Below are 25,338 nucleotides of genomic sequence, written 5' to 3'. Positions count from 1 at the left end.
GTAGTACGAGGAGGGCCCTTCGGGGTCCTTTTTCGTGTGCCCGTTGTCACTCCGCGATACCCCGCCGACCGGGCTTCCGCCCCTTTTGGGTACCTCTTACGGATCTACTCCGCGGTTCCTGGAACCGGACGGCGCACGGCGAAGTCCTCATGGTCAGAGGATGCCGACCATCCGAGGCAGGAGATCGTATGAGCGGCTATGCTGCGGCAGACGGGCGCGCACAAATGTGCGCGACGCGCCGTTAGGGGCGGTAGCTCAGCCGGTTAGAGCAGCGGACTCATAATCCGTCGGCCGTGGGTTCGAGTCCCACCCGCCCCACGCATGCTTCTCCCAGGAGAACCGTTTCTACACTGGGGAAACGGGTGAACGCGGGTCGCCACTCCCGTGTGGCGACCCCCGTTCATTCGTTCAGACCAAGATCCAGTGGACACGCAGTGGACGCGGGGACGATTCAGTGGACAGGAGCGCCCTTACGCAGCCTTCCGACGGGTGTTCGGAGCCCGGCGGGTGGCCCGGGAGGCCCCGGGCGGCAGGCCTGTGGGCAGCGCCCAGCCGTCCACGCCCGGGGACTCCGAGCGGGCGACCGTGAAGCGCGTGAGCGAGAAGTCCGACCGCTGCTCCTCCGGGTAGCGGTCGTTGAAGTTCTCCACCCGTACCAGTTCCAGGTCGTTGGTGGTGCAGTGATCCCGTATCCACTTCACGGCCGCGTTGGCAGCGTCATCCGGGCCCCGCCCGGCCAGGGTGATCATGCCGAGGAGAGCAGAGTCGGGTTGGGCCTGTGCTCCGACGGCCCAGGTGTCACCTGACTGTCGTGCCCCGTGGGCGAAGAAGACGGCGATGTCGTTCCGCCAGGCTGTCTCGGGGATCGGCAGCGGGGTGCGCACGATGAAGGGGATGTCGCGGGGAACGACGGCCATAACCGACTCGGCCTCGGCCCGCATCATGACCGGGCCGGGCTTCTCGCCGGTGCGCTTCCAGTGCTCGACGCGCTCGGGCGTCCACACCAGCGGCTTCGGCCGTGTGACCGGCGGCAGCTCCACGAGCTGTGCCCAGTTCCTGCTGAACGCTTGCTCGCGCTTGATCCCCCAGGACAGAGCTGAGCTGAGGGTGTCGTTGATGCGGTGCATGGTGGTGGCGGAGGTGGTCTTCCGCAGCCCCCTTTTGCCCTCGCGGAGTGCCGCGTTCGAGTCGAGGAAGGCTCGACGGGCGGTGCGGCGCTCCTCCTTCTTGGCGTAACCCGCCGTCCTCACCCAGGTTTGGTGTGCCTCGTCGCGGTCCTTCTGGAGCTGATCGACGCGGAGGCGGTGGAGAATCCGCTCGGCGTTCTCCTTCTCGATCGCGTCGTACAGCTTGTCGAGGTGACGCACCTTGAGGTCGCGTCGCTTGATGTGCCCGAGGTGAGGGAGCAGGTAGTTGCTGATGTGCTCCTCGTAGCCGTGGCGGGTTGTGCGGGCCAGCGACTTCTTCGCCTTGATCCACCGGAGGAAGAAGTCTCCGCACTTCTCGTCGGACAGTACGTCGGTGCCGGCCGAGGCGGCGTCGTACAGCTCCTTCGCCTTCTTCTTGGCATCGTCCAGCTTGGTGAAGCCGCCACGGCGCACGCGTGCGCGCTTGCCGCCCTCGCCGGGTTCGGCCTCGAAGTAGAAGGCCCAGGTGCCGTGTCCCTTGCCCAGCTTGGGGCACGTCGTCTCGATAGAGCCGATCTTCGGATTGCCGTCGGCGTCGAGGACCGGCTTGCCCTCCTTGTCCTTCAGCGGTCCCTTGCACTGGCATCGCCGGTAGTAGCTCGGCTCGAACATTTGACCCCCTGGTCTGTCGCTTTGCTCACAGCCAGTCCTCGGTGTTGTACGTATCCGTACGTATCCGTAGGTGTCTGGCGTGATCTCCTTCGATCTTGCTGGGGCTGTCGGACACTGCCGTAACGTCGTTTCCGAGTTGGCGTGGGGGAGGATGCGACCAACGACATGACTGCTCAGGAAGCGGCTGGGGAAGCTCCGGGTACGGCCGGAGCGATGGGGCTGGAAGAGCTGTTGGCGCTCCCGGCCACCGTGAATGTTGCAACTGCCGCTCGGGCCTTGAATGTCGGGCGGGACAAGGCGTACCAGCTCATCAAGGCAGACGAGTTCCCTGTGGCGACGTTGCCCTTGGGGAGCACGGTGCGATCCTGAAGGAGCTGTACGACGAGCTGGAGAACGTGGAGTGGCGGCAGTACTCGGGCCTGGACGACGAGGTCCTGGATCTGCTGGAGAAGGTGGACGTCGCATCTCTGGGTGAGGCGAACCTCGACTTCGCGTCTGTGCAGTTCATGTTCCCGCCCGATGAGCTGGAGCGGGCCGAGGCCGCGTTCGACGCGGCGCGTTCGACGGCTGCGGCAGATGAGCGGTGGGTGGCCGGGCTGGAGCAGTACGAGCCGGTGCTTGATGCGCTGGAGACGTCCCGGGCCGCGTACAAGATCGGGAACAGTGCGACGGCGCTCGGCGTGATCTTGGCGGTGTTCGAGCGGCACCTGTCCGAGCCGGCCGAGGGCTGGTTCGACGCGGCGTCCGGTGAACCGATCCGGGCGGGGACGGCGCCGCTGGAGACGGTGTTCGGCGTGCGGGACGTGCCGGTGGAGACGGCGGCCGTCGTACGGGCGGCCATCGACCGGATGGTGCAGGACGGCACCGTGCCGGAAGACGAGCCCTGGCGCGCCCTGGATGTTCTCGCTGGCGCGATACCGCAAAGGGGCTCGTCGGCCACGATGGACGGGTTCGCCGTGCGTCGTCTACCGGCGGGCCCCGGGACCGTCGTGCTGGGTGTGGGCCCCACCAATGCGAGCGGTGCGGGGTTCCCCCGCATGGGAGGACGGGGCCTGGCTGCCGGGCAGGTGACCGGGGAACCACTGGGATCGCATGGTTGTCTCATGTCATGCTGGTCGATCTTGTTGACTCGGCTCGATTGTGCTTTATACGGGGGCTGTTGCGTCATGGGTTACACCATTCCTGAGGGTGTCGACGCCATGCTTGATGTCGTCGGTGTGGGTTGGCCGAACGTCGATGAGGACGCCTATCGGGACATGGCGGACGCGCTGCGGGAGTTCGCGGACGATGCGGATGATGATGGGCACGCCGCCCATCAGCACATTCAACGGCTGCTTTCGAGCGGGCAGAGTGAGTCGCTGACTGCTCTGGACCACCATTGGGCGAAGGTTCAGGGCAAGCACAAGGACTTGGCGGCGGCGGCCCGGATCGTCGGGGGTGCGCTGGACCGGGTGGCGGACATCATCGTGGCGGGCGTCGTGGCGGCGCGGACGGCGGGCAGCGGAGCCGTCCCGCATCAATGCGGGAAGCGCCGGACAGTTCCCGCGCGTTGGCGGTCTCTCTTCGCAAACGCCGGTGCGAGACCGACCCCGTTGATGTCGCGAGCGGGGACATGGTACTCCCTCAGACAGATCTGGACCTGTCCGGGGTCCCGCCGCTGGTCCTACGGCGCACGCACATATCCGGCTACCGCTACGGCCACTGCTTCGGGACCAGTTGGGCGTCCACGCTCGACGAGCGGCTGGAACTGCTCGGCAGCGGCGCGGCGTGGGCGCGGGCTGACGGTTCGGTGCTCGTTTACCCCACCCTGCCCGGTGACGAGGGCGAGGAGATCTGGCCTCTCGACGGCGACCGCCTGCCGCTCACCTACGTGGAGACCAGTGCGCTGGGGGACATCACGTACGCCGTGCGGGACCCGCGTACGGCCCTGACCCGGCGTTTCACGGGCAACCCCCACAAGTCGGGTGGCCTGTACTGGCTGCGCGAGACAGAAGACCGCAACGGCAACGTCATACGGATCGGGCGTACTGGGGACGGTCTGCCGACCACGGTGGTCCATGGGGGCGGCTACCGCGTTCTGGTCTCGTGCGACCCGGAACGAAGCCGCGTCACCGCACAGGCGCTGCAAACCCCGGACGGTCCCGTCCAGGTGCGGTCCTTCGGCTACGACGGCGACGGCAATCTGGAAGCCGTCACCAACTCCTCCGGCTTACCCATGCTGTTCACCTACGACGCGGAAGGCCGGATCACCTCCTGGACCGACCGCAACGACTCCACCTACCAGTACGTGTACGACAGCTCCGGCCGCGTCATCCGTACGGTCGGCCCGGACGGATTCCTCTCCTCCGCGTTCACCTACGAGGTCCACAGCGAGACCGGCCACGGCGTCACCCGCTACACCGATTCCACCGGCGCCACCACGGTCTTCCATATCAACGAGGCTTTTCAGGTGGTCGCCGAAACCGACCCCCTGGGACATACGACCTATTTCGAGTTCGACGCCCAGGACCAGTTGCTGGCACAGACCGATGCGCTGGGGCACTCGACCCGCTTCGAACGCGACGCCCATGGGAGCCTCGTCGGCCTTGTCGCCCCTGACGGTGTGCGCACCACCGCCGTGTACAACGAGATGCGGCAACCCGTCGAGGTCACCGAGCGCGGCGGTATCCGGCGTTCCTACGCGTATGACCAGCAGGGCAACCGCACCGCCGTTATCGAGCCCACCGGCGCCCGCACGGAGTACGAGTTCAACGACCGCGGTCATGTGACCGGCGTCCGCAACGCGGTTGGCGACGTCACGCGAATAACCTCCGACGCGGCCGGTCTGCCGCTGCGGATCACCGCGCCCGACGGTGCGAGTACCGTCTGCGCCCGGGATGCCTTCGGCCGCGTCACTACCGTCACCGACGCCCTGGGTGGCACGCTCCGCCAGGGCTGGACGGTCGAGGGAAAACCCGCGTGGCGTGAGCTGCCCGACGGCACCCGGGAGGAATGGACCTGGGACGCCGAGGGCAATCTCGTGGGCCACACCGACCGTATGGGCCGCACCACTTCCTCCACGGCCACCCACTTCGACCTGCCCGCCACCACCCGCACCGCGGAGTGAGGCGGCTACCGCTTCACCCACGACACGGAACTGCGGCTGACCAAAGTCACCAACGCCCGGGGCCTTCAGTGGCATTACACCTATGACGCGGCCGGCCGGCTCGTGTCCGAGACCGACTTCGACGGCCGCACCCTGTCCTACGAGCACGACGCCCTCGGACGTCTGATACGCCGCACCAACGCCGCCGGCCAGAGTCTGACGTTCGAACGCGACGTCCTCGGCCGCGTCACCCAGCTGCACCACGACGACGGCTCCGTAGGCGTTTTCACCCGTGGAGAGACCGGCCACGTCTCACGAATAACGAACGCCCACGCCCGCATCGACCTCCAGCGTGATGCGGCGGGACGGGTCATCTCCGAGACCGTCAACGGGCGCACCCTGGCCTTCGCCTACGACGCGCTCGGTCGGCGCATCCACCGGCGCACCCACCGGCGCGCCCCGTCCGGCGCCGGCAGCGACCTCGCCTACACCTGGGAAGGACTGGCCACCTACACGGCCGGAGACCACACCTTCCGCTTCGACCGCGACGCGCTGGGACGTGTACGACGCGCTCGGCCGCCGCATCGCCAAACAGCGCCTGGACTCCGAGAGCCGCGTCGTCGAAGCCACCTCCTACTGCTGGGACGGGGCGCAACTGGCCGAGCAGTACACCGAGGGCACGACGCTGGTGTGGGACTACGCGGGGCTGCGCGCCCGCTGGCGCAGCGCGAGTTCAAGACCGACAGCGCCCAGCAGGAGATCGACCGGCGGTTCTTCGCGATCGTCACCGACCTGTCCGGCAGTCCCAGCGAACTCGTCGCAGGCGACGGGTCGCTCGCGTGGCGGGCCCGCAGCACCGCATGGGGCGCCACCCAGTGGAACCGTGACAGTACCGCCCATACCCCGCTGCGCTACCCGGGCCAGTACTTCGACCCGGAAACCGGACTCCACTACAACGTCAACCGCTACTACGACTTCGACCTCGGCCGGTACATCACCCCCGACCCGCTCGGCCTCGCCCCCGCCGTCAATCACTACGCCTACGTACCCAACCCCTTCACCCTGGCCGACCCGCTGGGCCTGGCGGGCTGCGAAGCCGACCCCACCTGGGGAGGGCGGGTCACCTTCACCCAGGACGAACACGGCCGCCCGTACGAGATGAACGCGACGATCACGAGAGACATGCTCGACGAAGGCACGGACGCGCGTAACTCGCTGAAACCCCCCGGGTTCATACACGGCATCGACTACAACCAGGCCCGGGGACACATGCTGGCGAATGTGCTCGGCGGTTCCGGAGATACCCTGGATAATTTGTTCACCATCACGCAAAATCCCACAAACAGCCCGCATATGAGGGACCTGAGCAGTCGATCTACAACGCCGTCGCGGTGGACGGAGAGACCGTCACCTATAACGTCTACCTCGAATACACGGACGACAAGAAAGATTCCGTCCCGAAGTGGATTCAGATGGAGGCCCACGGAAGCGGCGGCTTCCATCTTGACGCGCAGTTCGAAAACCCCGACCACGCCGCACAGCAACAGCGACGCCTCCGAGGAGCCCCGTGACCGCCATCGCCGCACTCACCCAGCTCTGCCCACCTCCTCAGAGCCCACTTCCCGCCATCGACTGGAACGGGGTCGAGGCCGGCCTCGGCATGCGACTCCCCGAGGACTACAAGCAACTCGCGGCCACCTACGGTCCCGGGGTCTTCTCCGGCTACATCCACATCTACCACCCCCATGGCGTCACCGAGTGGGTGGATCTCACCGGCCCCATGCCCGCCAGGATCCGCGCGCAGCTCCAACTGGATTACGACCGCGGCACCCACCCCGTCCCGTACGACCCGCAGCACCTGTTCGCCATCGGCGGCACCGACAACGGCGAATACCTCTTCTGGATCACCGACCCGCAAGGTGCCCCTGACACCTGGCGTGTCGCCGTGAACGAAGCGCGTGGGCCACGCTGGTTCACCTTCGACGGCACGCTCACCGAGTTCCTCACCTCCGTTCTGAGCGGAGAGACAGCCGTCCCCCAGTTCCCTAAGGATCTCCTCGAACAGGCGACAAGTTTCGCCCCCTCGCAACCCACCCTCTGGACACCCGCACAGGCCCCGACCAGACCACCCGTCGACAGCAACACCATCCGGGAATGGGCACGCGCCAACGGGTACGAAGTGGCAGACCGCGGCCGTATCACGGCCGAGATCCGCGAAGCATGGGAGCAGGCCACCAGCAGCTGAGCTTGCTCCTCCGCTGTCTCCGATTCCGGGTTCTGACGGAGCGAGGGCCCCGAGGGCTGGATCCGCTTCCCCCGAAAGAGCCGAGAAGGAAACGCTGTTGTCGGCAGAGATGCTCAAAATTTGTCAAATCATTCTTGGAGTCCGTCTTGCCTTGGCCTCGGTAGCCGTCGATGCATGGTGAACGGAGTGCGTGGCAGAGAGGCGTGCGCTCCTCCCCGCGGGTGCGGGGGAGACTCAACTGTTCCTGCTGCCGTCCGTGGCCCGGTGGCGAGCACCTGGGGGTGGTGTATCAGCCGCCGGTCGACGGGCGTAGTCAAAGCGGTCCCAGCTCGTCTGCCGCATTCTTGGCGAACGGTGGCGGTTGGTGAAGTTCGAGACCGCAGGGTGGGCGGTGGTCCTGGGTCTCCTGGGTGTCAACGCCATACAGGCGGAGTTGCGCGCCATCGGCTCGGTTGCGTCGCACCCGTCAGCCACCTCTCTCCGTGCCCTGCCCTGTTACGGCTGGCCTGCGTCGAGCTCGGCCCCTACCCGCAGGACAGTGCGAAGCCGAGGGCGGTCAGCACGGCCACCGTCCCGCTGGTGGCCACGGTCAGAGGCACCGCCAGTGAGGGGTGCAGATAGGTCACGTACGTAAGCCCGGTGAAGATCAGGCCGAGTACTGCAGCCAGGAGTAGCTACAGAAGCGTCTGATTCTGGTCTGGGGAGCCGGGTGAATTCATCGTTGCGGCCACCACTTTGGGAGCTTGGGACCCTGTCCCTGACATCGGGACCGGAGATCTGAGGTGACACGACGATCAATATGTGCTCCCTGCGCATGCGGGGTTATGGGTGCTATCTCCGGTGCCAATAGTGCTATTGAACGTCTGAATGCTGGCGGCAGCGGAAGAATTCCCGAGGGGCAATTGGGAGAGACGATCATCCCGGGCGGGGCCATGTTCGACTCGACGGGCCCCCGAGGACGAGGCAAGCAGGAAGCCCACGGCCTCGGCTGGTTCAGCTACCTGGGGCCATCCCCGCGGGTGCGGGGAGCCGCCAGGACCACGACGACGGCGGGATCCTCGGCCGGGACCATCCCCGCGGGTGCGGGGAGCAGCTGCGGTACTGCTCGACAACTGCGGCGGGTCCGGGACCATCCCCGCGGGTGCGGGGAGCAGGAACGGTTCTGGCTCGGTCTGCCCGGCCACACGGGACCATCCCCGCGGGTGCGGGGAGCAGTGCCGGATCCGCCCGGCCGACACCGTCTCCGAGGGACCATCCCCGCGGGTGCGGGGAGCAGCGGAGCTCCATGCCCATCCGGATCAGGATCAGGGGACCATCCCCGCGGGTGCGGGGAGCAGCCGCTCGTTGATCCGTGCGATGAGCTGCTCGGGGGACCATCCCCGCGGGTGCGGGGAGCAGGCCAAGCAGATCAACGGCCGGACCTATCAGTCGGGACCATCCCCGCGGGTGCGGGGAGCAGCCCCAAATCCGGTCCCCGAAGAGCGTCCTGGCGGGACCATCCCCGCGGGTGCGGGGAGCAGCCTATTCCGGCGCGGAGCGCCGGATATGGGTCTGGACCATCCCCGCGGGTGCGGGGAGCAGGCACTGGTGGACGCGACCCAGGCGTGATCCGAGGGACCATCCCCGCGGGTGCGGGGAGCAGGCTTGCTGGTACGGGGTGGGTGTAGCGGATGGGGGACCATCCCCGCGGGTGCGGGGAGCAGCGGTGTCCGGTCCGCGCTGCGCTGAGAGCAAGGGGACCATCCCCGCGGGTGCGGGGAGCAGCTGGCGTGATCGTGGTCGAGCTCCCGGAACTCGGGACCATCCCCGCGGGTGCGGGGAGCAGCTCATCCACCGGGCCCACGCCGAAGCAGGCTGGGGACCATCCCCGCGGGTGCGGGGAGCAGCACGGTTACCAGTAGGGCGGGTGGCCGTACTTGGGACCATCCCCGCGGGTGCGGGGAGCAGCCGTTGGGCCGGATTCCGCACCGGCAGGACTCGGGACCATCCCCGCGGGTGCGGGGAGCAGCACCACAGCGCCCCTCCTGCTTTCGGACGTCAGGGACCATCCCCGCGGGTGCGGGGAGCAGGCCGTCCGCGCCGCGGACCTTCTTCCAGGACAGGGACCATCCCCGCGGGTGCGGGGAGCAGGCGGGCGCCGAGTGGGTTGGGGAGGTCCTCGTGGGACCATCCCCGCGGGTGCGGGGAGCAGACTCCGTGACCTGCTGCGTTACTCAGGGCGGGCGTGGTTTTCGAGCAGTTTCATCAATTCCGGCAAAAGGCGCATAGGTGGCGTTGTGTGGGTCCCTGTGCTGGTGCGCGGCGGTCCGTCGGGTGAGGCTAACGCCGGATGGTAGGGGTTGCCCTGAACCACCGTGGGGATTTTATCCGGGACGGCGTTGTGTGCGGATGTTTTTCGTATCTGGCCGTCTTGGTGGCTGGTTTACCTGTATTCATCTGCCATGACGGTTGAGAGGGAGGAGCCTCGTGAGGGGCTTGGGGGCCGGCTCGCGGGACCGGTGCGGTCTGTGTGGGCCAAGCATGATCGGGACACTGAGGGGTGGCTGCCGCTGTGGCGGCATATGGCGGACAGTGCGGCGGTGGCCGGGCTGCTGTGGGACAACTGGCTTCCCGAGAACGTGCGGGCTCTGATCGCCGAGGCGTTACCCGACCGGGCGCGGGACGCCCGGCTGCTGTGCGTGTGGCTGGCCGCTGTGCACGACATTGGGAAGGCGACGCCGGCTTTCGCCTGTCAGGTGGACCAACTCGCCGACCGTATGCGGGCGGAGGGCCTGGAGATGAAGACGCGGCGTCAGTTCGGGGAGGACCGCAGGATTGCTCCGCACGGTCTGGCCGGGCAGGTGTTGTTGGGGGAGTGGCTGGAGGAGCGGCACGGCTGGACGGCCAGGCAGTCCGGGCAGTTCGCTGTCGTTCCGGGGGGTCACCACGGGGTGCCGCCGGAGCATGGTCAGCTGAACGATGTGTACGACCGGCCGCATCTGCTGCGTACGCCGGGGCCGGGCGGGAAGCTGTGGCGTCGGGTGCAGGAGGAGTTGCTCGACGCGTGCGCCGAGGAGTACCGGGTGGGGGAACGGCTCGGCGCGTGGCGGGCGGTCGTGCTGCCGCAGCCGGTGCAGGTGCTGCTCACGGCTGTGGTGATCGTCGCCGACTGGATTGCCAGTAACCCGGATCTGTTCCCGTATTTTCCGCAGGAGACCCGCAGAGGTGAGGAGCGGGTGGCGGCGGCCTGGCGTGGGCTGCGGCTGCCGTCGCCGTGGCGGGCCGAGGAGCCGGTCGGGGACGCGCAGGAGCTGTTCGCCTCGCGTTTCGATCTGCCGCCGGGGGCGAAGGTCAGGCCGGTGCAGGAAGCCGCGGTCCGGCTGGCGCGTGAGATGCCGGTACCCGGTCTCATGATCATCGAGGCGCCGATGGGCGAGGGGAAGACGGAGGCCGCGCTCGCTGTCGCCGAGATCTTCGCTGCCCGTTCGGGTGCGGGCGGGGTGTTCTTCGCGCTGCCCACCATGGCCACCGGCAACGCGATGTTTCCGCGTTTGCTGGACTGGCTGGACCGGTTACCGGCTCAGGAGGGCGCCAGGCGTTCGGTTCTGCTCGCGCACTCCAAGGCTGCTCTCAATGACGAGTTCGCTGATTTGCTGCGTGCCGGCCGGCAGACGATCGCCGCTGTCGACGTGGACGCCGAGGCGGCGCGGTGGCGGCCGTCGGACGAGAAGCGGTCTGCCCCGGCCGAGCTGATCGCCCATGCCTGGCTGCGCGGGCGGAAGAAGGCGATGTTGTCGTCGTTCGTGGCCGGCACCGTGGACCAGCTGCTGTTCGCCGGGCTGAAGAGCCGTCACCTGGCGCTGCGTCACCTCGCTGTCGCGGGCAAGGTCGTCGTGATCGACGAGGCGCACGCCTACGACACGTACATGAGCGTCTACCTGGACCGGGTCCTGTCGTGGCTGGGTGCCTACCGGGTGCCGGTGGTGGTGCTGTCCGCGACGCTTCCCGCGGCCCGGCGCAGGCAGCTCGCGCAGGCGTACGCCGGTGCGGGCGGTGACGCCGTCGGCTTCGACACGGTGGATCAGTCCGTCACGTATCCGCTGCTGACCACCGTGACGCCCGGTCAGGCCCCGGTTGTGGAAGGTCCCGGGGCGTCGTCCCGGGGCGGGGAGGTCCGTCTGGAACGGCTCGACGACGGCCAGATGGTCCTGGCGGACCGCCTGGCGGTCGAACTCGATGGCGGTGGCTGCGCCCTGGTCGTTCGTAATACCGTCCGGCGGGTCCTGGAGACGGCCCGCGTGCTGCGTGAACGCTTCGGTGACGAAGCCGTGACTGTCGCCCACTCGTGTTTCATCGACGTGGACCGCGCGGCGAAGGACGCGGACCTGCTCGAACGTTTCGGGCCGCCGGAGAAGGCGGAAGGCCGGCGCCCGGCAGGGCCGCACATCGTGGTCGCCAGCCAGGTCGCCGAACAGTCCCTTGATGTTGACTTCGACTTGCTCGTCACCGACCTGTGCCCGGTCGACCTGATGCTTCAGCGGATGGGGCGCCTGCACCGCCACTGGCGGGGCGAGGGCCAGGCGGAGCGCCCCGCGCGGCTGCGTACGGCACGCTGCCTGGTCACCGGCGTTGACTGGAGCGGGGAGGTGCCCGCACCGGTCAGGGGATCGGTCGCTGTGTACGGGGCATACGCGCTGCTGCGCTCCGCCGCTGTCCTGCTGCCGCACCTGGACGGCCCGAAGCGGCCTGTGCGGCTGCCCGACGACATCAGCCCTTTGGTCCAGGGCGCGTACGCGGATACGCCGGTTGGCCCCGAGGAATGGTCCGGGGCGATGGCCGCGGCACGGGAGCGTCACGAGAGGCATCGCGCGGACCAGGCCGGGCGGGCGGAGGTGTTCCGTCTCGACGCGGTGGGCCGCCCGGGTCGGCCGCTTATCGGCTGGATCGCGGCGGGCGCGGGCGACGCGGACGACACCCGGGCCGGACGGGCGCAGGTCCGCGACAGCAAGGAGAGCCTGGAGGTGGTCGTCGTGCAGCGGCGCGCCGACGGGGCGTTGGCCACTGTGCCCTGGCTCGGCGGGGGCCGGGGCGGGCTGGAGCTGCCCCAGGACCGGCCTCCGGCGCCGACTGCGGCGCGGGCCGCGGCCGGCTGCGGGCTGAGGCTGCCCATCCAGTTCTCGCACGCGGAGGTCATGGACCGCGCTATCGCCGAACTTGAGGAACTCTACGTACCGGCTTGGCAGGTGAAGGACAGTCATTGGCTGGCCGGCCAGCTCATTCTGGCGCTCGACGCCGACTGTCAGACCCGGCTGGCAGGCTTCTCACTCCGCTACAGCGAGACCGACGGCCTTGAGGTGACTGGTGACTGACTCCGGCGAACGATCCGCGGGGGGCGACGTGTTGTCGTTCGACCTGACGTCCCGCCCGTGGATCCCCGTGCTGTGGAGGGACGGAACCCAGGGCGAGCTGTCGCTTCGTGACGTCTTCGCGCGGGCAGGCGAGGTGCGCCGTGTCGTGGGAGACCTGCCCACACAGGAGTTCGCCCTTACCCGTCTGCTTCTCGCGTTGGCTCACGACGCGCTGGAGGGCCCGAGCGACACCGAGCACTGGGCGCGTCTGTGGGCCGACCAGGACTGCTTTGCCGGGCTGGCGGGCTATCTCGACGAGCACCGTGAACGGTTCGACCTGCTGCACCCGCACACGCCGTTCTTCCAGGTGGCGGCGTTGCGTACCGCGCGCGACGAGGTCTTCTCCCTCAACCGGATCGTGGCCGACGTGCCCAACGGTGAGCCGTTCTTCAGCTCCCGGATGCCGGCTGCCGGCCGTCTCGGCTTCGCCGAGGCGGCCCGCTGGGTCGTGCACGCGCATGCCTACGACACCTCCGGCATCAAAACCGGGATCGACGGCGACGAGCGGGTCAAGGGCGGCAGGGTGTATCCGCTCGGGGTCGGCTGGGCCGGCACTCTTGGCGGTGTCTTCGCCGAGGGCGAGACGCTGCGCCAGACTCTGCTGCTCAACCTGGTCGCCGCCGACACCAGCGGTGTGCGGTTCCGCGACGACGACCGTCCGGCCTGGCGGCATGAGCCGTGCGGCCCCGGCCCGGCGGGCCGACAGCGGCCGTCGGGCGTGCGCGACCTGTACACCTGGCAGAGCCGCCGGCTGCGCCTGCACTTCGACGCGGACGGTGTGCACGGCGTCGTTCTCGGCTACGGCGATCCGCTGACTCCGCACAACATGCACACCGACGAGCCGATGACCGCGTGGCGCAGGAGCCCCGCCCAGGAGAAGAAACGCGGCGAGCCGCTCGTCTACCTGCCGCGCGAGCACGATCCGGCCCGCTCGGCCTGGCGCGGACTTGAAGCCCTCGTCGTAGGACGGGCCGAGGCCGGAGGGGGCGCCGAAGCCGCCAGGGCACTGCGGCCGGGCATCCTCGAATGGATCGCCAGGCTGGTGACGGAAGGCGAGCTGCCGCGCGGTTTCCTCATCCGGGCGCGCGTCATCGGCGCGGTCTACGGCACCCAGCAGTCCGTGATCGACGACATGGTCGACGATCGCCTTGCCATGGGCGTGGTCCTGCTGCACCAGCATGACCGCGCGTATGCCCGGCAGGCCATCGACGCGGTGTCCGATGCGGAGAGCGCGGTCACCGCCCTCGGTGATCTCGCCACGGATCTCGCCCGCGCGGCGGGCAGCGAGACCGAAGGGCGTCGCTCGGCCGCCCGTGACCTGGGCTTCGCCACCCTGGACGGCCCCTACCGCACCTGGCTGCGGGACCTGACCGCGGCCGAGGACCCCGGAGCGCACCGCACCCACTGGCAGCAGGACGCGTACCGGCATGTGCGGCGGCTCGGTGACCGGCTCATGAGCGAGGCGGGCGACGCCGCGTGGGAGGGCCGGGTGGTGGCGACGAAGAAGGGATCCGAGTGGTTCAACTCGGCTCTCGCCGACACAAGGTTCCGCTTCCGCCTCGGCAAGGCCCTCAGCGATCCGTTCCCCTCCGACTCCTCTCCGAAGGTGCCCGCATGACCACCGTCACCGTGCCCACAAGCACCCAGCGCGTCGGACAGCTCACCGGCGAGATCATCCACCCGCTGCAACGGGACTACCTGGTCGACCAGTCCTACGCGGTGGCGGCGCTGGCCCGGCTGCGCCGCGGAGCGGGCAAGGAGTTCTCCCAGGTGCCGGACCTGTGGGGGCTGGTTGACACCGGAGCTCTCCACGACCAGCCGAATGACGGCGGGCGGCCGCTGAACGAGGACGAACTGACCCGCGCCGAGGATGCCGTGCACGTGGTGCTGACGCTGTGGGCGCTGCACCAGCAGTCACGCGGTACGGCCATGCACCGGCCCGATCGCCGGTCCGCACCTGGAGGACTTGGCGCCGCCGTGCGCCGGCTGATGCCGCCCGGCGAGATTACGGAGCCCATTCGCAAGCGATTGGTGCGCGCCGGCACCGCACCCGACCTGCCTGCTCTGGCCCAGCGTCTGCGGGACATCGTCGTGCTGCTGCGGGGCGCCGACATCCCCCTCGACTACGCCCTCCTGGCCGAGCAGCTCTACCGCTGGCAGGAGCCGGCCGGCCGCGACGCCGTACGCCGTGCATGGGGACGGTCGTTCCACTCCTACCGCGCGCCCCAGGACAACGACGCCGACGCTCCGGCCTCATCCGACGACGACACCACCGACCTCACGGACAAGGACGCCTCGTGAACCGCATCTTCCTCGACGTGCACGCGCTTCAGACCGTGCCGCCCAGCAATCTCAACCGGGACGACACGGGTGCCCCGAAGTCCGCCGTGTACGGAGGTGTGCCCCGCGCCCGCGTGTCCAGTCAGGCATGGAAGCGAGCCACCCGCACCTACTTCAGCGACGAGAACCTCCTCGACCCGAGCGAGCTGGGCGTACGGACAAAGAAGGTCGCCGAAGTCCTCGCCGCCCGCATCACCGCCAAGGCCCCCGCACTGAATGGGGCGGAAGCCCTCCGGCTCGCGGCCGAAGTGATCTACGCAGCCACCGGCTCCAAGATCGAGGTGCCCAAGCGGAAGGCCGACGCCGCCAAGGACGGCGCGGACGCGCCGGCACCGGAGTCCAAGTACCTGATGTTCCTCAGCGCCCGGCAGCTCGACGGTCTCGCCACGCTGGCCGTCGAGGGCGCGGACGACATCAAGGCCTACCTCAAGGACAAGGACAACAAGGCGCGCGCCCGGGAGGTCGCCGACACCCGGCACTCCGTCGACATCGCGCTGTTCGGCCGCATGGTCGCCGACTCCGCCGACTTCAACGTCGACGCCGCTGTCCAAGTCGCCCACGCCATCAGCGTGCACCGCGTCGACAACGAGTCCGACTACTACACCGCCGTGGACGACGAGAACACTGACGCGGAGTCGGGAGCCGGAATGATCGGCACCGTCGACTTCAACTCCGCCACCCTCTACCGCTACGCGGCACTCGCGGTCCACCAGCTCGCCAAAAACCTGGGAGAGGGACTGCGCGAGGAAGAACCGCGCACCGCGCCGGTGCGGCGCGCGGTCGAGGCATTCGTACGGAGCTTCCTCGAATCCCTGCCGACCGGCAAGATCAACACGTTCGGGCATCACACCCTCCCCGACGCCGTGGTGGTGAAACTGCGCACCACGCGGCCCATCAGCTTCGTCGCCGCGTTCGAGGACCCCGTCACCGGTGAGAGCGGTCACCTGCGCGAGGCCGTGGCCCGACTCGCCGAGTACATCCCGGACGTGGAGCGCGCGTACGGCGACGAGGAGACCACCCTCTCCTGGGTACTGCGGGTCGGACCGAACACCGAGAAGCTCTCCGGCCTCGGCACCGAGACGCAGCGCCTGAGCGACTTGGTTCAGTCGGTCGGCCAGGCCGTCGCGGAGCGCCTGGACAAGCCCGCATGAGCGTGCTGCTGCTCCGGCTGGCCGGCCCCCTGCAGGCCTGGGGGGCATCGGCCCGCTTCGTCCGTCGCACCACCGAGTCCGCCCCCACCAAGAGCGGCGTCATCGGCATGCTCGCCGCCGCCCTGGGCCTCGACCGCGGTGACGACACCGGCCTGGCCCGGCTGGCCGCCCTGCGCTTCGGCGTCCGTATCGATCAGCCAGGCACGCGCGTAAGGGACTTCCAGACCGCCCACCATGCCGTCACCGGCAAATCCATGCCACTGTCCGAACGCTTCTACCTCGCCGACGCCGTCTTCGTCGCCGCCGTAGAAGGAGACCTCACTCTCCTGAACGAACTGCACGAAGCCCTGCGCACCCCGGCCCACCCGCTCTTCCTCGGCCGCCGCTCCTGCCCCCCGGCGCTCCCGCTGGAGCTCGGCATCCGCGACACCTGCCTCCAGCAGACCCTGCGCGACGAGCCCTGGCAGGCCGCCGGCTGGTACCAGAAGCTCCGCCGCACCGACCCCACCGTGCCCCTGGTCGTCCTGAGGGAAGCCGCTCCCGACGAGCAGCACGGGGACGAGCAGCGTGACCAGCCCCTCAGCTTCGCCGCCGAGCACCGGCGGCACGCGCTGCGCTCCGTGGTCAGCACCAGCGTGGACGTATCGAACCCGCGCGCCGTGGCGGCCCGTGTGCCGGCCACAACCCGCCCGGTACGACGGCACGAACCGTTCGACGCCCTGGAGGAAGAAAACCCCTGATGTATCTGACCCGCTTCCGCGTGAACACCGCGCGCCCCGGCGCCCGTCGCCTGCTCTCCTCACCGCAGTCGCTGCACGCGGCTGTCATGGCGTCGTTTCCCGCCCTGCTCCCAACCAGCACGAGCACAGGTGGCCCCCGGGTGCTGTGGCGTCTCGACCACAACGCCCGAGCCGAGGTCTTCCTCTACATGGTGAGCCCCGGCACACCGGACCTGACGCACCTCGTCGAGCAGGCCGGCTGGCCTGCCGCAGCCGCCAGTGCGGACACTCCTGGCTGGCAGAGCCGCCCGTACGCTCCCTTCCTCGACCGCCTTACCACGGGCGGCATCTGGGAGTTCCGGCTCACCGCCAACCCCGTCCACCACATCCGGCGCAAGGACGGCGAACCGACCAAACGCACGGCACACCTCACGCCCGTCCACCAGAAGGGCTGGCTCCTCGATCCCGTACGTCAGCAACGCGCCGGATTCCGCGTCGTGGAGAAGCCGCAGGACAAGCGGCTGCTGCCCGGCGGCACCACCGACAAGAAGTACGAACACCATGGAGACCGGTACGAACTGACCGTCCGCGACGAGCGCGCCCTGTCCTTCGCCAAATCCCGCGAAGACAGGTCACCAGCCCACCGGGTGAAAGTCGTGACGGTCACCTTCGACGGACGCCTCGAAGTCACCGACGCCGACGCACTGCGCCGCACGCTCGCCCAGGGGCTCGGCCGCGCCAAGGCGTACGGCTGCGGACTGATGACCCTCGCCCCCATCCAGGCGCCCCCGAAGCCGGAGGGATGAGCCGGTGACGACAGTCGGCAAGCGCCCCGCGCTCACCCCCCGCCACCTGACCCGCACCGGTGAACGCGTCTCCTTCATCTACCTGGAACGCTGCACCATCCACCAGGACTCCAACGCGATCACCGCCGAGGACGCCGACGGCACCACCCACATCCCATCCGCCACCATCGGCACCCTCCTCCTGGGCCCCGGCACCCGCATCACCCACCAGGCAATGAGTCTCCTCGGCGAAACCGGCGCCTGCGTCGCCTGGGTGGGGGAACACGGCGTCCGCTACTACGCCGGCGGCCGGGCGTTGAGCCGCTCGGCCGCGCTCGTCGAGGCCCAGGCCACCCGATGGGCCAACATGCGCAGCCGTCTCGCCGTCGCCCGTGCCATGTACCGGCTGCGTTTCCCCGACGAAGACCCGGACGGACTCACCCGACATCAACTCCTGGGCCGAGAAGGCGACCGTGTCAAAGACTGCTACCGAGCCCAGGCCGCCCGGACCGGCGTCCCCTGGCATGGCAGGAAATACACCCCGGGCGACTTCTCCAGCGGCGACGCCGTCAACCAGGGCATCACCGCCGCCGCCCAATGCATGTATGGCATCGCCCACGCCGTCATCGCCTCTCTCGGATGCAGCCCCGGCCTCGGCTTCGTCCACTCAGGCCACGAACTCTCGTTCGTCCTGGACATCGCCGACCTCTACAAAACCGAGATCGGCATCCCCCTCGCCTTCGATATCGCAGCCGAATCAGAACAAGACGTCGGCCCCCGCACCCGCCGAGGCCTGCGCGACCACATCAACGAAACCGGACTGCTGAACCGCTGCGTCAACGACATCAAGCACCTCTTGCTGCCGAACGGCGCGGACACGGGGGACACGCACGCCGCGGGCGAAGAAGACCGCGTCACGCTCCAGAGCGACGGCGGCCACGAAGTAGCCGCAGGACGCAACTACGGAGACGCCGACGAGGCGGTCGTCTGGTGACCGTGATCGTCCTCACCAACTGCCCTGCCGGCCTACGGGGGTTCCTCACCCGCTGGCTCCTGGAAATCTCCGCCGGCGTCTTCATCGGCAACCCCTCAGCAAGAATCCGCGACATTCTCTGGGAGGAGGTCGAACAGTACGCAGGTCAAGGCCGCGCCCTACTTGCCCATACCACCAACAGCGAACAGGGCTTTACCTTCCGCACCCACGATCACGCCTGGCATCCCGCCGACCACGAAGGCGTCACCCTGATCCGACGCCCGAACATCAACGTTCGTCCAGCAACGCCTGGCCCGCAATCGGGATGGAGTAAAGCAGCCAAACGTCGTCGATTCGGAAGAAGTTGATCCGTCCCAATGCACCTTTTGGGGGAATGTCGAATTCGGTGAAATTGCTTCAGAATCGGTTTCTCTCGTGCTAAAACCCCAGGTCACGGAGTCTGCTCCCCGCGCCCGCGGGGATGGTCCCGGGCCTGGAAAGCGACGCAGCCGCGGCCCTGCCTGCTCCCCGCGCCCGCGGGGATGGTCCCAGCAGGGCGGTCCCACCGCTCTTCGTTGCGCGCTGCTCCCCGCGCCCGCAGGGATGGCTGTCGGCGTCTGTCGAACCGTCTTCAGCCGTCGTCGACATCTCCGGGCGGCAGCAGCGCATGGGCACGACGACCAGTGGCCGCTGCTGGCAACCCTCACGGGTATCTGCCGCACGCGGAGCAGGACCGGCACGCGCCGACGCAGGCGATGAAGCGGGCCGCGCAGTTGTACCACGAGCATCGTGCGGACTGCGTGGTCATCGAGGCGAACAACGGCGGCGATTACCTGCCCGCGCTGCTGGAGCAGGTGGATTCGACAGTGAATTGGCGAATCGTTCATACGACGCGTGGGAAGAGGGCGCGGGCTGCTCCGGCGGCGCAACTGTACGAGCAGGTACGGGTGTCGCACGTCGGTCCGGCGCGGATGTTCGCGGAGCGTGAGGAGCAGATGACGACGTTCGTCGGGCAGGGGGAGACAGAGGACTCACCGGATCTGCTCGACAGTGCGGTGTGGGCGCTGTGGGATCTGTTCCTCGACCCGACGATGCCGCCGCCGCGTAGTGGGGATGACCAGCGGTTGAGCGGGCGACGCTGACGCGGCGTTTGAAGGGTTGGCCGAGTCGTAGTGGCCGGGGCCGACCCCGGGGCGGTGGTCGGGTGCCGAGCTATGTTTCGGCCGACAGCGGTGCTCCGACGAGTGCCGCGCGGCTGCGTACATAGTGGTGTCGATACCTCTTATTTCTCCAGGTGAGTCGTGATTTGAACTTGTGTTACAGCGCGTTGGATTACTTCCTTGTGTGCGGGGTCCCAGAGCACGTAGATGCCGGATGACTGGCCTAGATACAGCATCTCCCGAGACTCATCGACCGTTTTACCGCTCGAATTCAGGAACTGGGCTTCGACTGGGCGAACGCGGACACCCAGCATGTACGGGAGCGTGGTGGAGTGATTTCCGGCGGCCAGGTCATCTGCATTTCTTGCCATAACTTGACCGAGAGCGTACGCCACCCCTGCTGTGACGGTAAGGATGAGGAAAGCGCCTGCGAGGAGACGGCCGAGTCCGGGAACGCGGGACAGGAAGGTGACAGTCAGGTAGATGAGCCCTGTGCCCAGAAGCCATGTGAACCAGCGGGATTGGCCCAGGTCCGTGCCAGGGTTCTCGGCGTAACTCATCAGCACCCATATGAATCCGACTGCCGCGCTGGTGAGTAGTTTGCGCAGCCAGGAGTGCCGTTCGATGAATTTCTTCACGTCTCCGACGAACGGTTCACCCCATGCGGCATGGAACCCGATGGTGGGCCACACAGACATGGCCGGAACGATGAGGAGAACTGTGAATACGCTGAAGGGCACGACTGCCCGCGTAGCCAAGACTGCAACATCTAGGCCTACTTCCTCTGGGGCGAGTCCGCCAAATCGCTCGAAGAACCGGTCCACTGCCCAGTACTGAATAAGGGTCAGTAGGGCTCCTCCGATTGCAAGGGTGGCTGCGAAGTGCTGAAGAATGTGCTTCAGGCCAAGCGTTTTGCTCTTCGGATTTTCGCTGGTGTCTACATCTTCTCGATTCTTTTCCGGCATTCCGTCCCCCGTCGGATCGATCTTCTGGTGCAGTAAATTCTATCGCGCTGGGGAGACTGCGGACTCGGACCCCAAAAGAGCGACGCTGCGCACATCGACATGGGTTACTTACTGTGGGCGGTGGCGTGGGGCCAATGCTTGGGAGTGATTGTGGGCCTGCGCCAATTCGTCATCGACGCCTGGTCGTGGTTGAACTACAAGCCGGTGATGGCCGGTGCCGGTCGTCCAGGCAGCCGCGCCTTCCCGGAACTCGCCAAGACGTGGATGCCGCCGCATGAGTTGCGGCGGCTGGCCGCGTACAAGGTGCTGGCGTCGTACGACAACAACCGGGCCGGACAGCTCGCGGCGGCCGGGGGTGACGCGGGTGCGCTGGAGCGTCGAGAGCTTGGTGACGCGGCGAACTTGGTGGACACCGCGCTCGGCTACCTGCTGGGCTCGGAGCGGAAGGTCGCGGTCGAGGGGGGCAAGCGGAGCGGGCGGCTGTGCTGCTCGGGGACGGCGTGATGGTCCTGGCGTGGAATCCGGCCAAGCAGCGGCCCACGCTGCGGGTCTACGATCCGGGGTTCTTCTTCCCGCAGTGGGACGACGAGGACGACGACTTCCCGACCAAGGTGCACCTGGCGTGGGAGCTGCCGGCGGACGACGATGCCGGGTTGAAGGCTCGGGTGCGCCGGGTGACGTACGAGCTGGGGCCTATCTCCGAGGGCGGCGAGGGAGACGGGGTGGGCGACGGCTCGGCGGGGGGGCATATCCGTGGGAGCCGGGCCGGGCGTCCAACCAATGGCCGACACAGCGTCAGAATCCCGGGCGTGTCGCGGCCCCCTCGGCGGGCGCGTTGACAGACCCCGGACCCGGTGACTGTAATAGTCCGCGTGTCGCGTGGCACCGGCCGAAGAGCAGTGGGCGGGCCGGTCGCCATGGAGGCACCTTCACCGAGGGACGACGCCATGAGTTCATACTCAGCACTTCGCGCCTGACGCATCCGACGCAGCGCCTCCGCGCGTCGTCCCTTGTCTGTCCTTCGCGGTGCCGGGCACCGTCGTACGACATCGTTTGTTCTTCTCCGGACGAGGGTCCGCGTGCGGTCACCGCGCGCCGTGCGCCGTATCGCGCGCACTTCACGGTCATCCACCATCACCGCGTTCACCGCGGGACCCCACACTTCTCTGGAGAGACGACCCCGTATGCCCGCATTCTTCCAACAGACGATCATCGATGAGTTCCGGGCCAACGGAGGGAAGGTCGGCGGCCCCTTCGAGGGCGCCGACCTCCTCCTGCTCACCACCACCGGCGCCAAGTCGGGGGCGGAGCACACCGTTCCGCTCGGCTTTGTCCGCGACGGCGAGCTGCTGCTGATCGTCGGATCCGCGGGGGGCGCGCCGCGTCATCCCGCCTGGTATCACAATCTGCTCGCCCATCCCCAGGTACGGGTGGAGATCGGCACCGAGACGCTTGAACTGATCGCCGTCCCCGCCGAGGGGGCGCGGCGCGACCGGCTGTTCGAGCGGGTCGTGAGCGTGGCGCCCGGATACGCCGACTACCAGACCACCACCTCCAGGGTCCTGCCCGTCGTGGTGCTTGAGCCTTCGGGCGCCGAGGCGGCCGAGGAACCCGGCGAGATCAGCGATCTCGCCGACAAGCTGGTGCAGGTCCATGGCTGGCTGCGTGCGCAGCTGCGGCACATACGGGCCGAGACCGATGCCCACTTCGCCGCGCGAGCGGCCCACGAGGGCTCCGGTGAACCACCGGCGCCCGGCATCGGTCTCCAGCTCAGACAGCACTGTCTGGCCTTCTGCCAGTTTCTGACGTTCCACCACACCGGCGAGGACGCTTACACCTTCCCCGCGCTGGCGGACCGTCACCCGCACCTACGCGACGCCCTCGACCGGCTCGCCGAGGAGCACCGTACGCTCGCGCGCGTCAAGGACGCCCTGCTCGCTCTGCTCGCCGACATCACCACCGCCGACCCCGAACGCTTCCGCGCGGAGCTGGCCCGGTTGTCGCGGGAGCTGGTCGCGCATCTCGACTACGAGGAGGAGACGCTTCTGCCCGCCCTGAGTGAGATCCGGTGGCCGCCGGGGCCGCCGGTGTCCGAACCGGCCGGAGGCGCGGCGAGCTGACGGAGGGTCGGGAAGGCGTTCCCCTCACGCACTCACTCCTTTAGGTTGGAGGCTCAGTTCATGGTGTGAGTTCCCGACCGCCCAAGGAGGCGCTTCCGTGTCCGATCGTGACCCTGGTCTTGAGTCCGCCGATGCCATCCGGGCGCGGATCGACACCGGCACACCGCACTCCGCACGGTTTTGGAACTACTTCGTGGGCGGCAAGGACAATTACGAGATCGACCGGGAGGTCGGGGAGCAGATAAAGGAGATATTCCCCGGCCTCGTCGACGTGGCCCTGACGAGCCGCCACTTCTTGGGGCGTGCGGTCCGGGAGCTGGCGGTGGAGCGGGGGATCCGTCAGTTCCTGGACATCGGCACCGGTCTGCCGACCGGCGACAACACGCACGAGGTCGCCCAGCGCGTGGCGCCGGACGCGCGGATCGTCTACGTCGACAACGACCCCCTGGTGCTGGCCCATGCCCGCGCCCTGCTCACCAGTACACCCGAGGGCAGGACCGACTATCTCGACGCCGATCTGCTCGATCCCGAGTCGATCCTCAAGGCCGCCGCCGGAACGCTGGACCTCTCCCGGCCGGTCGCGCTGATGATTCTCAACACGCTCGGCCATGTCGCCGACTACGACCTGGCCCGTTCGCTGGTGTCGCGTCTCATGGCGGGCCTGCCGTCCGGCAGTTATCTGGTGATGAGCGACGGCACCGCCACCAGCGAGGGCATGATCGCGGCGTCGGAGGCGTACAACGCCAGCGGGGCGGTCCCGTACCACGTGCGCGCCGTCGAGGAGATCGCGGGCTTCTTCGAGGGGCTGGAACTGGTGGAGCCCGGGATCGCCCAGGTCACGCGGTGGCGTCCGGAAGCGGACGGGGCGAACGGCACCGAGCTCGCGGTCGACGCGTACGGCGGCGTGGGCCGCAAGCCGTAGGGAGCGGGAAGGGGAACGGGCCGCTCAGAGGGCCCGCGGTGTTCCCCCGGCGGGCCCGCGGCGGACTTCCGTACACCCCCGTGGCATCCGTCCGCCGCACGCCGAGGCGTCTCTGAGCGGCCTTACTGTCCAGTTCACCAGACGGGCTGGGCACCAACAGGGCGCGAACGGGGCGGATCGCGGCGGCGGGTGGTTTCTCTCGCCGCCGCTCACGCCCCCCGCCGCTCACGCCCCCCGCCGCTCACGCCCCCCGCCGCTCACGCCCCCCGCCGCTCACGCCCCCCGTCACTCACGCCCCCTCGCTCACGTCCCGCCGCTCATGTCGCCGGCTCCTCCGTGACTTCTCCCGTGTACTCCGCCAGCATGCGGACCACGAGACCGGCCGGGACCAGCCCTCGTGCGATCAGATGGATGTCCCAGCCCGCGCCGCGCGCCAGCTCCGCGTCGACCGCCGCCCACACCGCGCGCACGCTCTCCTCGTACGGCAGCCCGCCCCGGCCGGAGCCGAGCAGCGGGAAGCACACGGACCGCAGCGGGGGATCGAACCGCTCGTGCTCCTCAGCGAGCAGGGCCAGGGCGCGGGCCACCGCGCGGGTCACATCGGCGGGCAGTACGTCGTAGTCGTTGGTCCCGGCCCGGGGTACGGCGACTGCCGCGTGGTAGACGCGGCGTACGCCCTGGCCGGCGAGGGAGCCGGAGCCGGTGGCGGCCACCGTGCCGGGCAGCACGGGGCGGCCGGAGGTGGCCCGGGCGGTGGCCCAGTCGCGCAGTTCCTCGTGGATCGGGTCGCCCAGCAGCTCGCCCGTCAGCCCGCGCAGCGCGCCGGCCCGGCGCAGGGAGGCCGCCACGGAGGACTTGTACGCCTCGGGCAGCGCCAGATACGTGTTGACGGGGGACACCACCACATCCACGTCACGCAGCAGATCCACCGGATGGACATGGAGTGTGACCGGCACGGTCCTGCCGTGTGCCCGGACGGAGAGGATCCGGTGGGTACGGGCGCTCACGGCGGAATCGGCCGGATCGACCGGATCGGACGGATCGTCGTGGGCCGCGTCGCCGGCCGCCGGATCCCGTCCGGCCGCCGGGCGGCGCTCGGCGAGGGCCGCCCGCGCCAGACTGCCCACCTGCTCGGCGACCTGGTCGAGCACCACCGCCTCCTGCTCCTTGCGGAAGCGCTCGATGCTGACCCCGTACAGCTCGGCCGCGCGCCGTCTGCGGTCGGCGCCCGGCCAGTCACGGGTGCCCGGTGTCAGACCCAGGGTGTATTCGGCGGCCTCCTGGAGGGTGCCGCCGCCGAGCCGTGACACCGCCAGCCGCAGCAGCCACTCGACCGACTGCGACTGCGACTGGGCGGGGACCGCGGTCCGCCGGTCGTCGGCGGGGGCGAGCGCGAAGGCGATCCGGGCCAGCGACGGCACCTCCAGCCTGCGCAGCCGTACGATCCCGCCGCGCCGAACTGTCTTTATTTCCTCAAGGATTGAGGCATGGTCCGGGACAGGAGTGAGCGGCATGGCCGCAACGATGGCACCGGGCGGCCCGCACTCACAAGCGGCGCACCGGCAAAGAGCCCCTGGGCGCTCCGGGGACGGCGCGAACAGGACACTCGTATGATGCCCCCTCGCGGGCACCGCACAGGTGTATGGGCGGCCCCGGACCGACCCCGACCAGCGTCCGACCTCCACCA

Annotated in this window: 21 protein-coding genes, 1 tRNA gene, 1 pseudogene and 1 CRISPR repeat array; of the genes and pseudogenes, 18 read left to right on the top strand and 5 right to left on the bottom strand. The window is 68.7% G+C overall.

The features are described from left to right. Positions 1-244 precede the first annotated feature (244 nt). Positions 245-318, top strand: a tRNA-Ile gene (locus ACFRMN_RS01515). 152 nt (positions 319-470) lie between these two features. On the opposite strand, the gene ACFRMN_RS01510 is transcribed toward ACFRMN_RS01515, so the two are convergent. From ACFRMN_RS01510 to ACFRMN_RS01500, 3 genes are all read right to left on the bottom strand, one after another. Next, a complete protein-coding gene (locus tag ACFRMN_RS01510; RefSeq protein ID WP_383011541.1) occupies positions 471-1,799 on the bottom strand; it encodes a hypothetical protein in 1,329 nt (442 codons plus the stop codon). Positions 1,800-1,972: 173 nt separating this feature from the next. Then, positions 1,973-2,722: a hypothetical protein gene (locus tag ACFRMN_RS01505; RefSeq protein WP_383011539.1), complete on the bottom strand. Its 750-nt coding sequence runs from the start codon at positions 2,720-2,722 to the stop codon at positions 1,973-1,975. Between the two features lie 222 nt (positions 2,723-2,944). After that, positions 2,945-3,178, bottom strand: coding sequence for a hypothetical protein (locus tag ACFRMN_RS01500; RefSeq protein ID WP_383011537.1), 234 nt, complete (start codon positions 3,176-3,178; stop codon positions 2,945-2,947). A gap of 233 nt (positions 3,179-3,411) precedes the next feature. Here ACFRMN_RS01500 and ACFRMN_RS01495 point away from each other — a divergent pair, with 233 nt between their 5' ends. From ACFRMN_RS01495 to ACFRMN_RS01435, 13 genes and pseudogenes are all read left to right on the top strand, one after another. Next, a complete protein-coding gene (locus tag ACFRMN_RS01495) occupies positions 3,412-4,905 on the top strand; it encodes a DUF6531 domain-containing protein (RefSeq protein WP_383011534.1) in 1,494 nt (497 codons plus the stop codon). A 30-nt stretch (positions 4,906-4,935) separates the two neighbouring features. Continuing rightward, a pseudogene (locus ACFRMN_RS01490) lies at positions 4,936-6,189 on the top strand (RHS repeat-associated core domain-containing protein); the annotation flags it as partial. A gap of 86 nt (positions 6,190-6,275) precedes the next feature. Then, entirely contained in the window at positions 6,276-6,455 is a 180-nt protein-coding gene (locus ACFRMN_RS01485; protein WP_383011532.1) for a hypothetical protein, read from the top strand. Beyond that, on the top strand, positions 6,452-7,129 hold the full coding sequence (locus ACFRMN_RS01480; RefSeq protein WP_383011528.1) for a histone-like nucleoid-structuring protein Lsr2: 678 nt from the start codon (positions 6,452-6,454) through the stop codon (positions 7,127-7,129). The genes ACFRMN_RS01485 and ACFRMN_RS01480 overlap by 4 nt, the downstream gene beginning before the upstream one ends. A gap of 1,003 nt (positions 7,130-8,132) precedes the next feature. Beyond that, a CRISPR array of direct repeats spans positions 8,133-9,320; the repeat unit is 29 nt; unit sequence GGGACCATCCCCGCGGGTGCGGGGAGCAG. A 370-nt stretch (positions 9,321-9,690) separates the two neighbouring features. Continuing rightward, positions 9,691-12,477, top strand: coding sequence for a CRISPR-associated helicase Cas3' (gene cas3, locus ACFRMN_RS01475; protein ID WP_383011525.1), 2,787 nt, complete (start codon positions 9,691-9,693; stop codon positions 12,475-12,477). Further along, positions 12,470-14,134: a type I-E CRISPR-associated protein Cse1/CasA gene (gene casA / locus ACFRMN_RS01470; RefSeq protein WP_383011522.1), complete on the top strand. Its 1,665-nt coding sequence runs from the start codon at positions 12,470-12,472 to the stop codon at positions 14,132-14,134. The genes cas3 and casA overlap by 8 nt, the downstream gene beginning before the upstream one ends. Further along, positions 14,131-14,817 (top strand): type I-E CRISPR-associated protein Cse2/CasB, encoded by a 687-nt coding sequence (gene casB, locus ACFRMN_RS01465; RefSeq protein ID WP_383011520.1) that lies wholly within the window; start codon positions 14,131-14,133, stop codon positions 14,815-14,817. Before casA ends, casB begins: the two co-directional genes overlap by 4 nt. Continuing rightward, the gene (cas7e, locus tag ACFRMN_RS01460; RefSeq protein ID WP_383011517.1) at positions 14,814-16,007 is read left to right on the top strand and encodes a type I-E CRISPR-associated protein Cas7/Cse4/CasC; all 1,194 of its coding nucleotides are present in this window, start codon (positions 14,814-14,816) and stop codon (positions 16,005-16,007) included. Before casB ends, cas7e begins: the two co-directional genes overlap by 4 nt. Next, positions 16,004-16,747, top strand: coding sequence for a type I-E CRISPR-associated protein Cas5/CasD (cas5e, locus tag ACFRMN_RS01455; RefSeq protein ID WP_383011514.1), 744 nt, complete (start codon positions 16,004-16,006; stop codon positions 16,745-16,747). Before cas7e ends, cas5e begins: the two co-directional genes overlap by 4 nt. Beyond that, entirely contained in the window at positions 16,747-17,532 is a 786-nt protein-coding gene (gene cas6e / locus ACFRMN_RS01450) for a type I-E CRISPR-associated protein Cas6/Cse3/CasE (RefSeq protein ID WP_383011511.1), read from the top strand. Before cas5e ends, cas6e begins: the two co-directional genes overlap by 1 nt. 4 nt (positions 17,533-17,536) lie before the next feature. Continuing rightward, entirely contained in the window at positions 17,537-18,505 is a 969-nt protein-coding gene (gene cas1e, locus ACFRMN_RS01445; protein WP_383011508.1) for a type I-E CRISPR-associated endonuclease Cas1e, read from the top strand. After that, the gene (gene cas2e, locus ACFRMN_RS01440) at positions 18,502-18,852 is read left to right on the top strand and encodes a type I-E CRISPR-associated endoribonuclease Cas2e (RefSeq protein WP_383011505.1); all 351 of its coding nucleotides are present in this window, start codon (positions 18,502-18,504) and stop codon (positions 18,850-18,852) included. The genes cas1e and cas2e overlap by 4 nt, the downstream gene beginning before the upstream one ends. 315 nt (positions 18,853-19,167) lie before the next feature. Next, on the top strand, positions 19,168-19,626 hold the full coding sequence (locus ACFRMN_RS01435; RefSeq protein WP_383011502.1) for a hypothetical protein: 459 nt from the start codon (positions 19,168-19,170) through the stop codon (positions 19,624-19,626). A 140-nt stretch (positions 19,627-19,766) separates the two neighbouring features. Here the strand turns inward: ACFRMN_RS01435 and ACFRMN_RS01430 are convergent, their stop codons facing one another. Beyond that, a complete protein-coding gene (locus ACFRMN_RS01430; RefSeq protein WP_383011500.1) occupies positions 19,767-20,609 on the bottom strand; it encodes a hypothetical protein in 843 nt (280 codons plus the stop codon). A 150-nt stretch (positions 20,610-20,759) separates the two neighbouring features. Here ACFRMN_RS01430 and ACFRMN_RS01425 point away from each other — a divergent pair, with 150 nt between their 5' ends. From ACFRMN_RS01425 to ACFRMN_RS01410, 4 genes are all read left to right on the top strand, one after another. Further along, on the top strand, positions 20,760-21,113 hold the full coding sequence (locus ACFRMN_RS01425; RefSeq protein WP_383011497.1) for a hypothetical protein: 354 nt from the start codon (positions 20,760-20,762) through the stop codon (positions 21,111-21,113). Continuing rightward, a complete protein-coding gene (locus tag ACFRMN_RS01420) occupies positions 21,092-21,448 on the top strand; it encodes a hypothetical protein (RefSeq protein WP_383011494.1) in 357 nt (118 codons plus the stop codon). Before ACFRMN_RS01425 ends, ACFRMN_RS01420 begins: the two co-directional genes overlap by 22 nt. A gap of 345 nt (positions 21,449-21,793) precedes the next feature. Beyond that, complete coding sequence (locus ACFRMN_RS01415; protein ID WP_383011491.1) at positions 21,794-22,729, top strand: nitroreductase/quinone reductase family protein; 936 nt, start codon at positions 21,794-21,796, stop codon at positions 22,727-22,729. A gap of 97 nt (positions 22,730-22,826) precedes the next feature. Further along, positions 22,827-23,651 (top strand): SAM-dependent methyltransferase, encoded by an 825-nt coding sequence (locus tag ACFRMN_RS01410; RefSeq protein ID WP_383011488.1) that lies wholly within the window; start codon positions 22,827-22,829, stop codon positions 23,649-23,651. 317 nt (positions 23,652-23,968) lie between these two features. Here ACFRMN_RS01410 and ACFRMN_RS01405 read toward each other — a convergent pair whose 3' ends face one another. Continuing rightward, positions 23,969-25,165, bottom strand: a complete 1,197-nt coding sequence (locus ACFRMN_RS01405; RefSeq protein ID WP_383011486.1) for a macro domain-containing protein — start codon at positions 25,163-25,165, stop codon at positions 23,969-23,971. Positions 25,166-25,338 lie beyond the last annotated feature (173 nt).

Origin of the sequence: Streptomyces sp. NPDC056835 (assembly GCF_042789485.1) — a bacterium.
Classification (GTDB): domain Bacteria; phylum Actinomycetota; class Actinomycetes; order Streptomycetales; family Streptomycetaceae; genus Streptomyces.
Note: the sequence above shows the minus strand (reverse complement) of the source record. Positions and strands in the feature narration are given on the sequence as shown.

Bases quoted from the DNA above. Each gene is read 5' to 3' on its own strand.
- ACFRMN_RS01510 (WP_383011541.1), bottom strand. From the start codon at position 1,799: ATGTTCGAGCCGAGCTACTACCGGCGATGCCAGTGCAAGGGACCGCTG.
- ACFRMN_RS01500 (WP_383011537.1), bottom strand. From the start codon at position 3,178: ATGGTGGTCCAGAGCAGTCAGCGACTCACTCTGCCCGCTCGAAAGCAG.
- ACFRMN_RS01495 (WP_383011534.1), top strand. From the start codon at position 3,412: ATGGTACTCCCTCAGACAGATCTGGACCTGTCCGGGGTCCCGCCGCTG.
- cas3 (WP_383011525.1), top strand. From the start codon at position 9,691: ATGGCGGACAGTGCGGCGGTGGCCGGGCTGCTGTGGGACAACTGGCTT.
- casB (WP_383011520.1), top strand. From the start codon at position 14,131: ATGACCACCGTCACCGTGCCCACAAGCACCCAGCGCGTCGGACAGCTC.
- cas5e (WP_383011514.1), top strand. From the start codon at position 16,004: ATGAGCGTGCTGCTGCTCCGGCTGGCCGGCCCCCTGCAGGCCTGGGGG.
- cas6e (WP_383011511.1), top strand. From the start codon at position 16,747: ATGTATCTGACCCGCTTCCGCGTGAACACCGCGCGCCCCGGCGCCCGT.
- ACFRMN_RS01430 (WP_383011500.1), bottom strand. From the start codon at position 20,609: ATGCCGGAAAAGAATCGAGAAGATGTAGACACCAGCGAAAATCCGAAG.
- ACFRMN_RS01415 (WP_383011491.1), top strand. From the start codon at position 21,794: ATGCCCGCATTCTTCCAACAGACGATCATCGATGAGTTCCGGGCCAAC.
- ACFRMN_RS01405 (WP_383011486.1), bottom strand. From the start codon at position 25,165: ATGCCGCTCACTCCTGTCCCGGACCATGCCTCAATCCTTGAGGAAATA.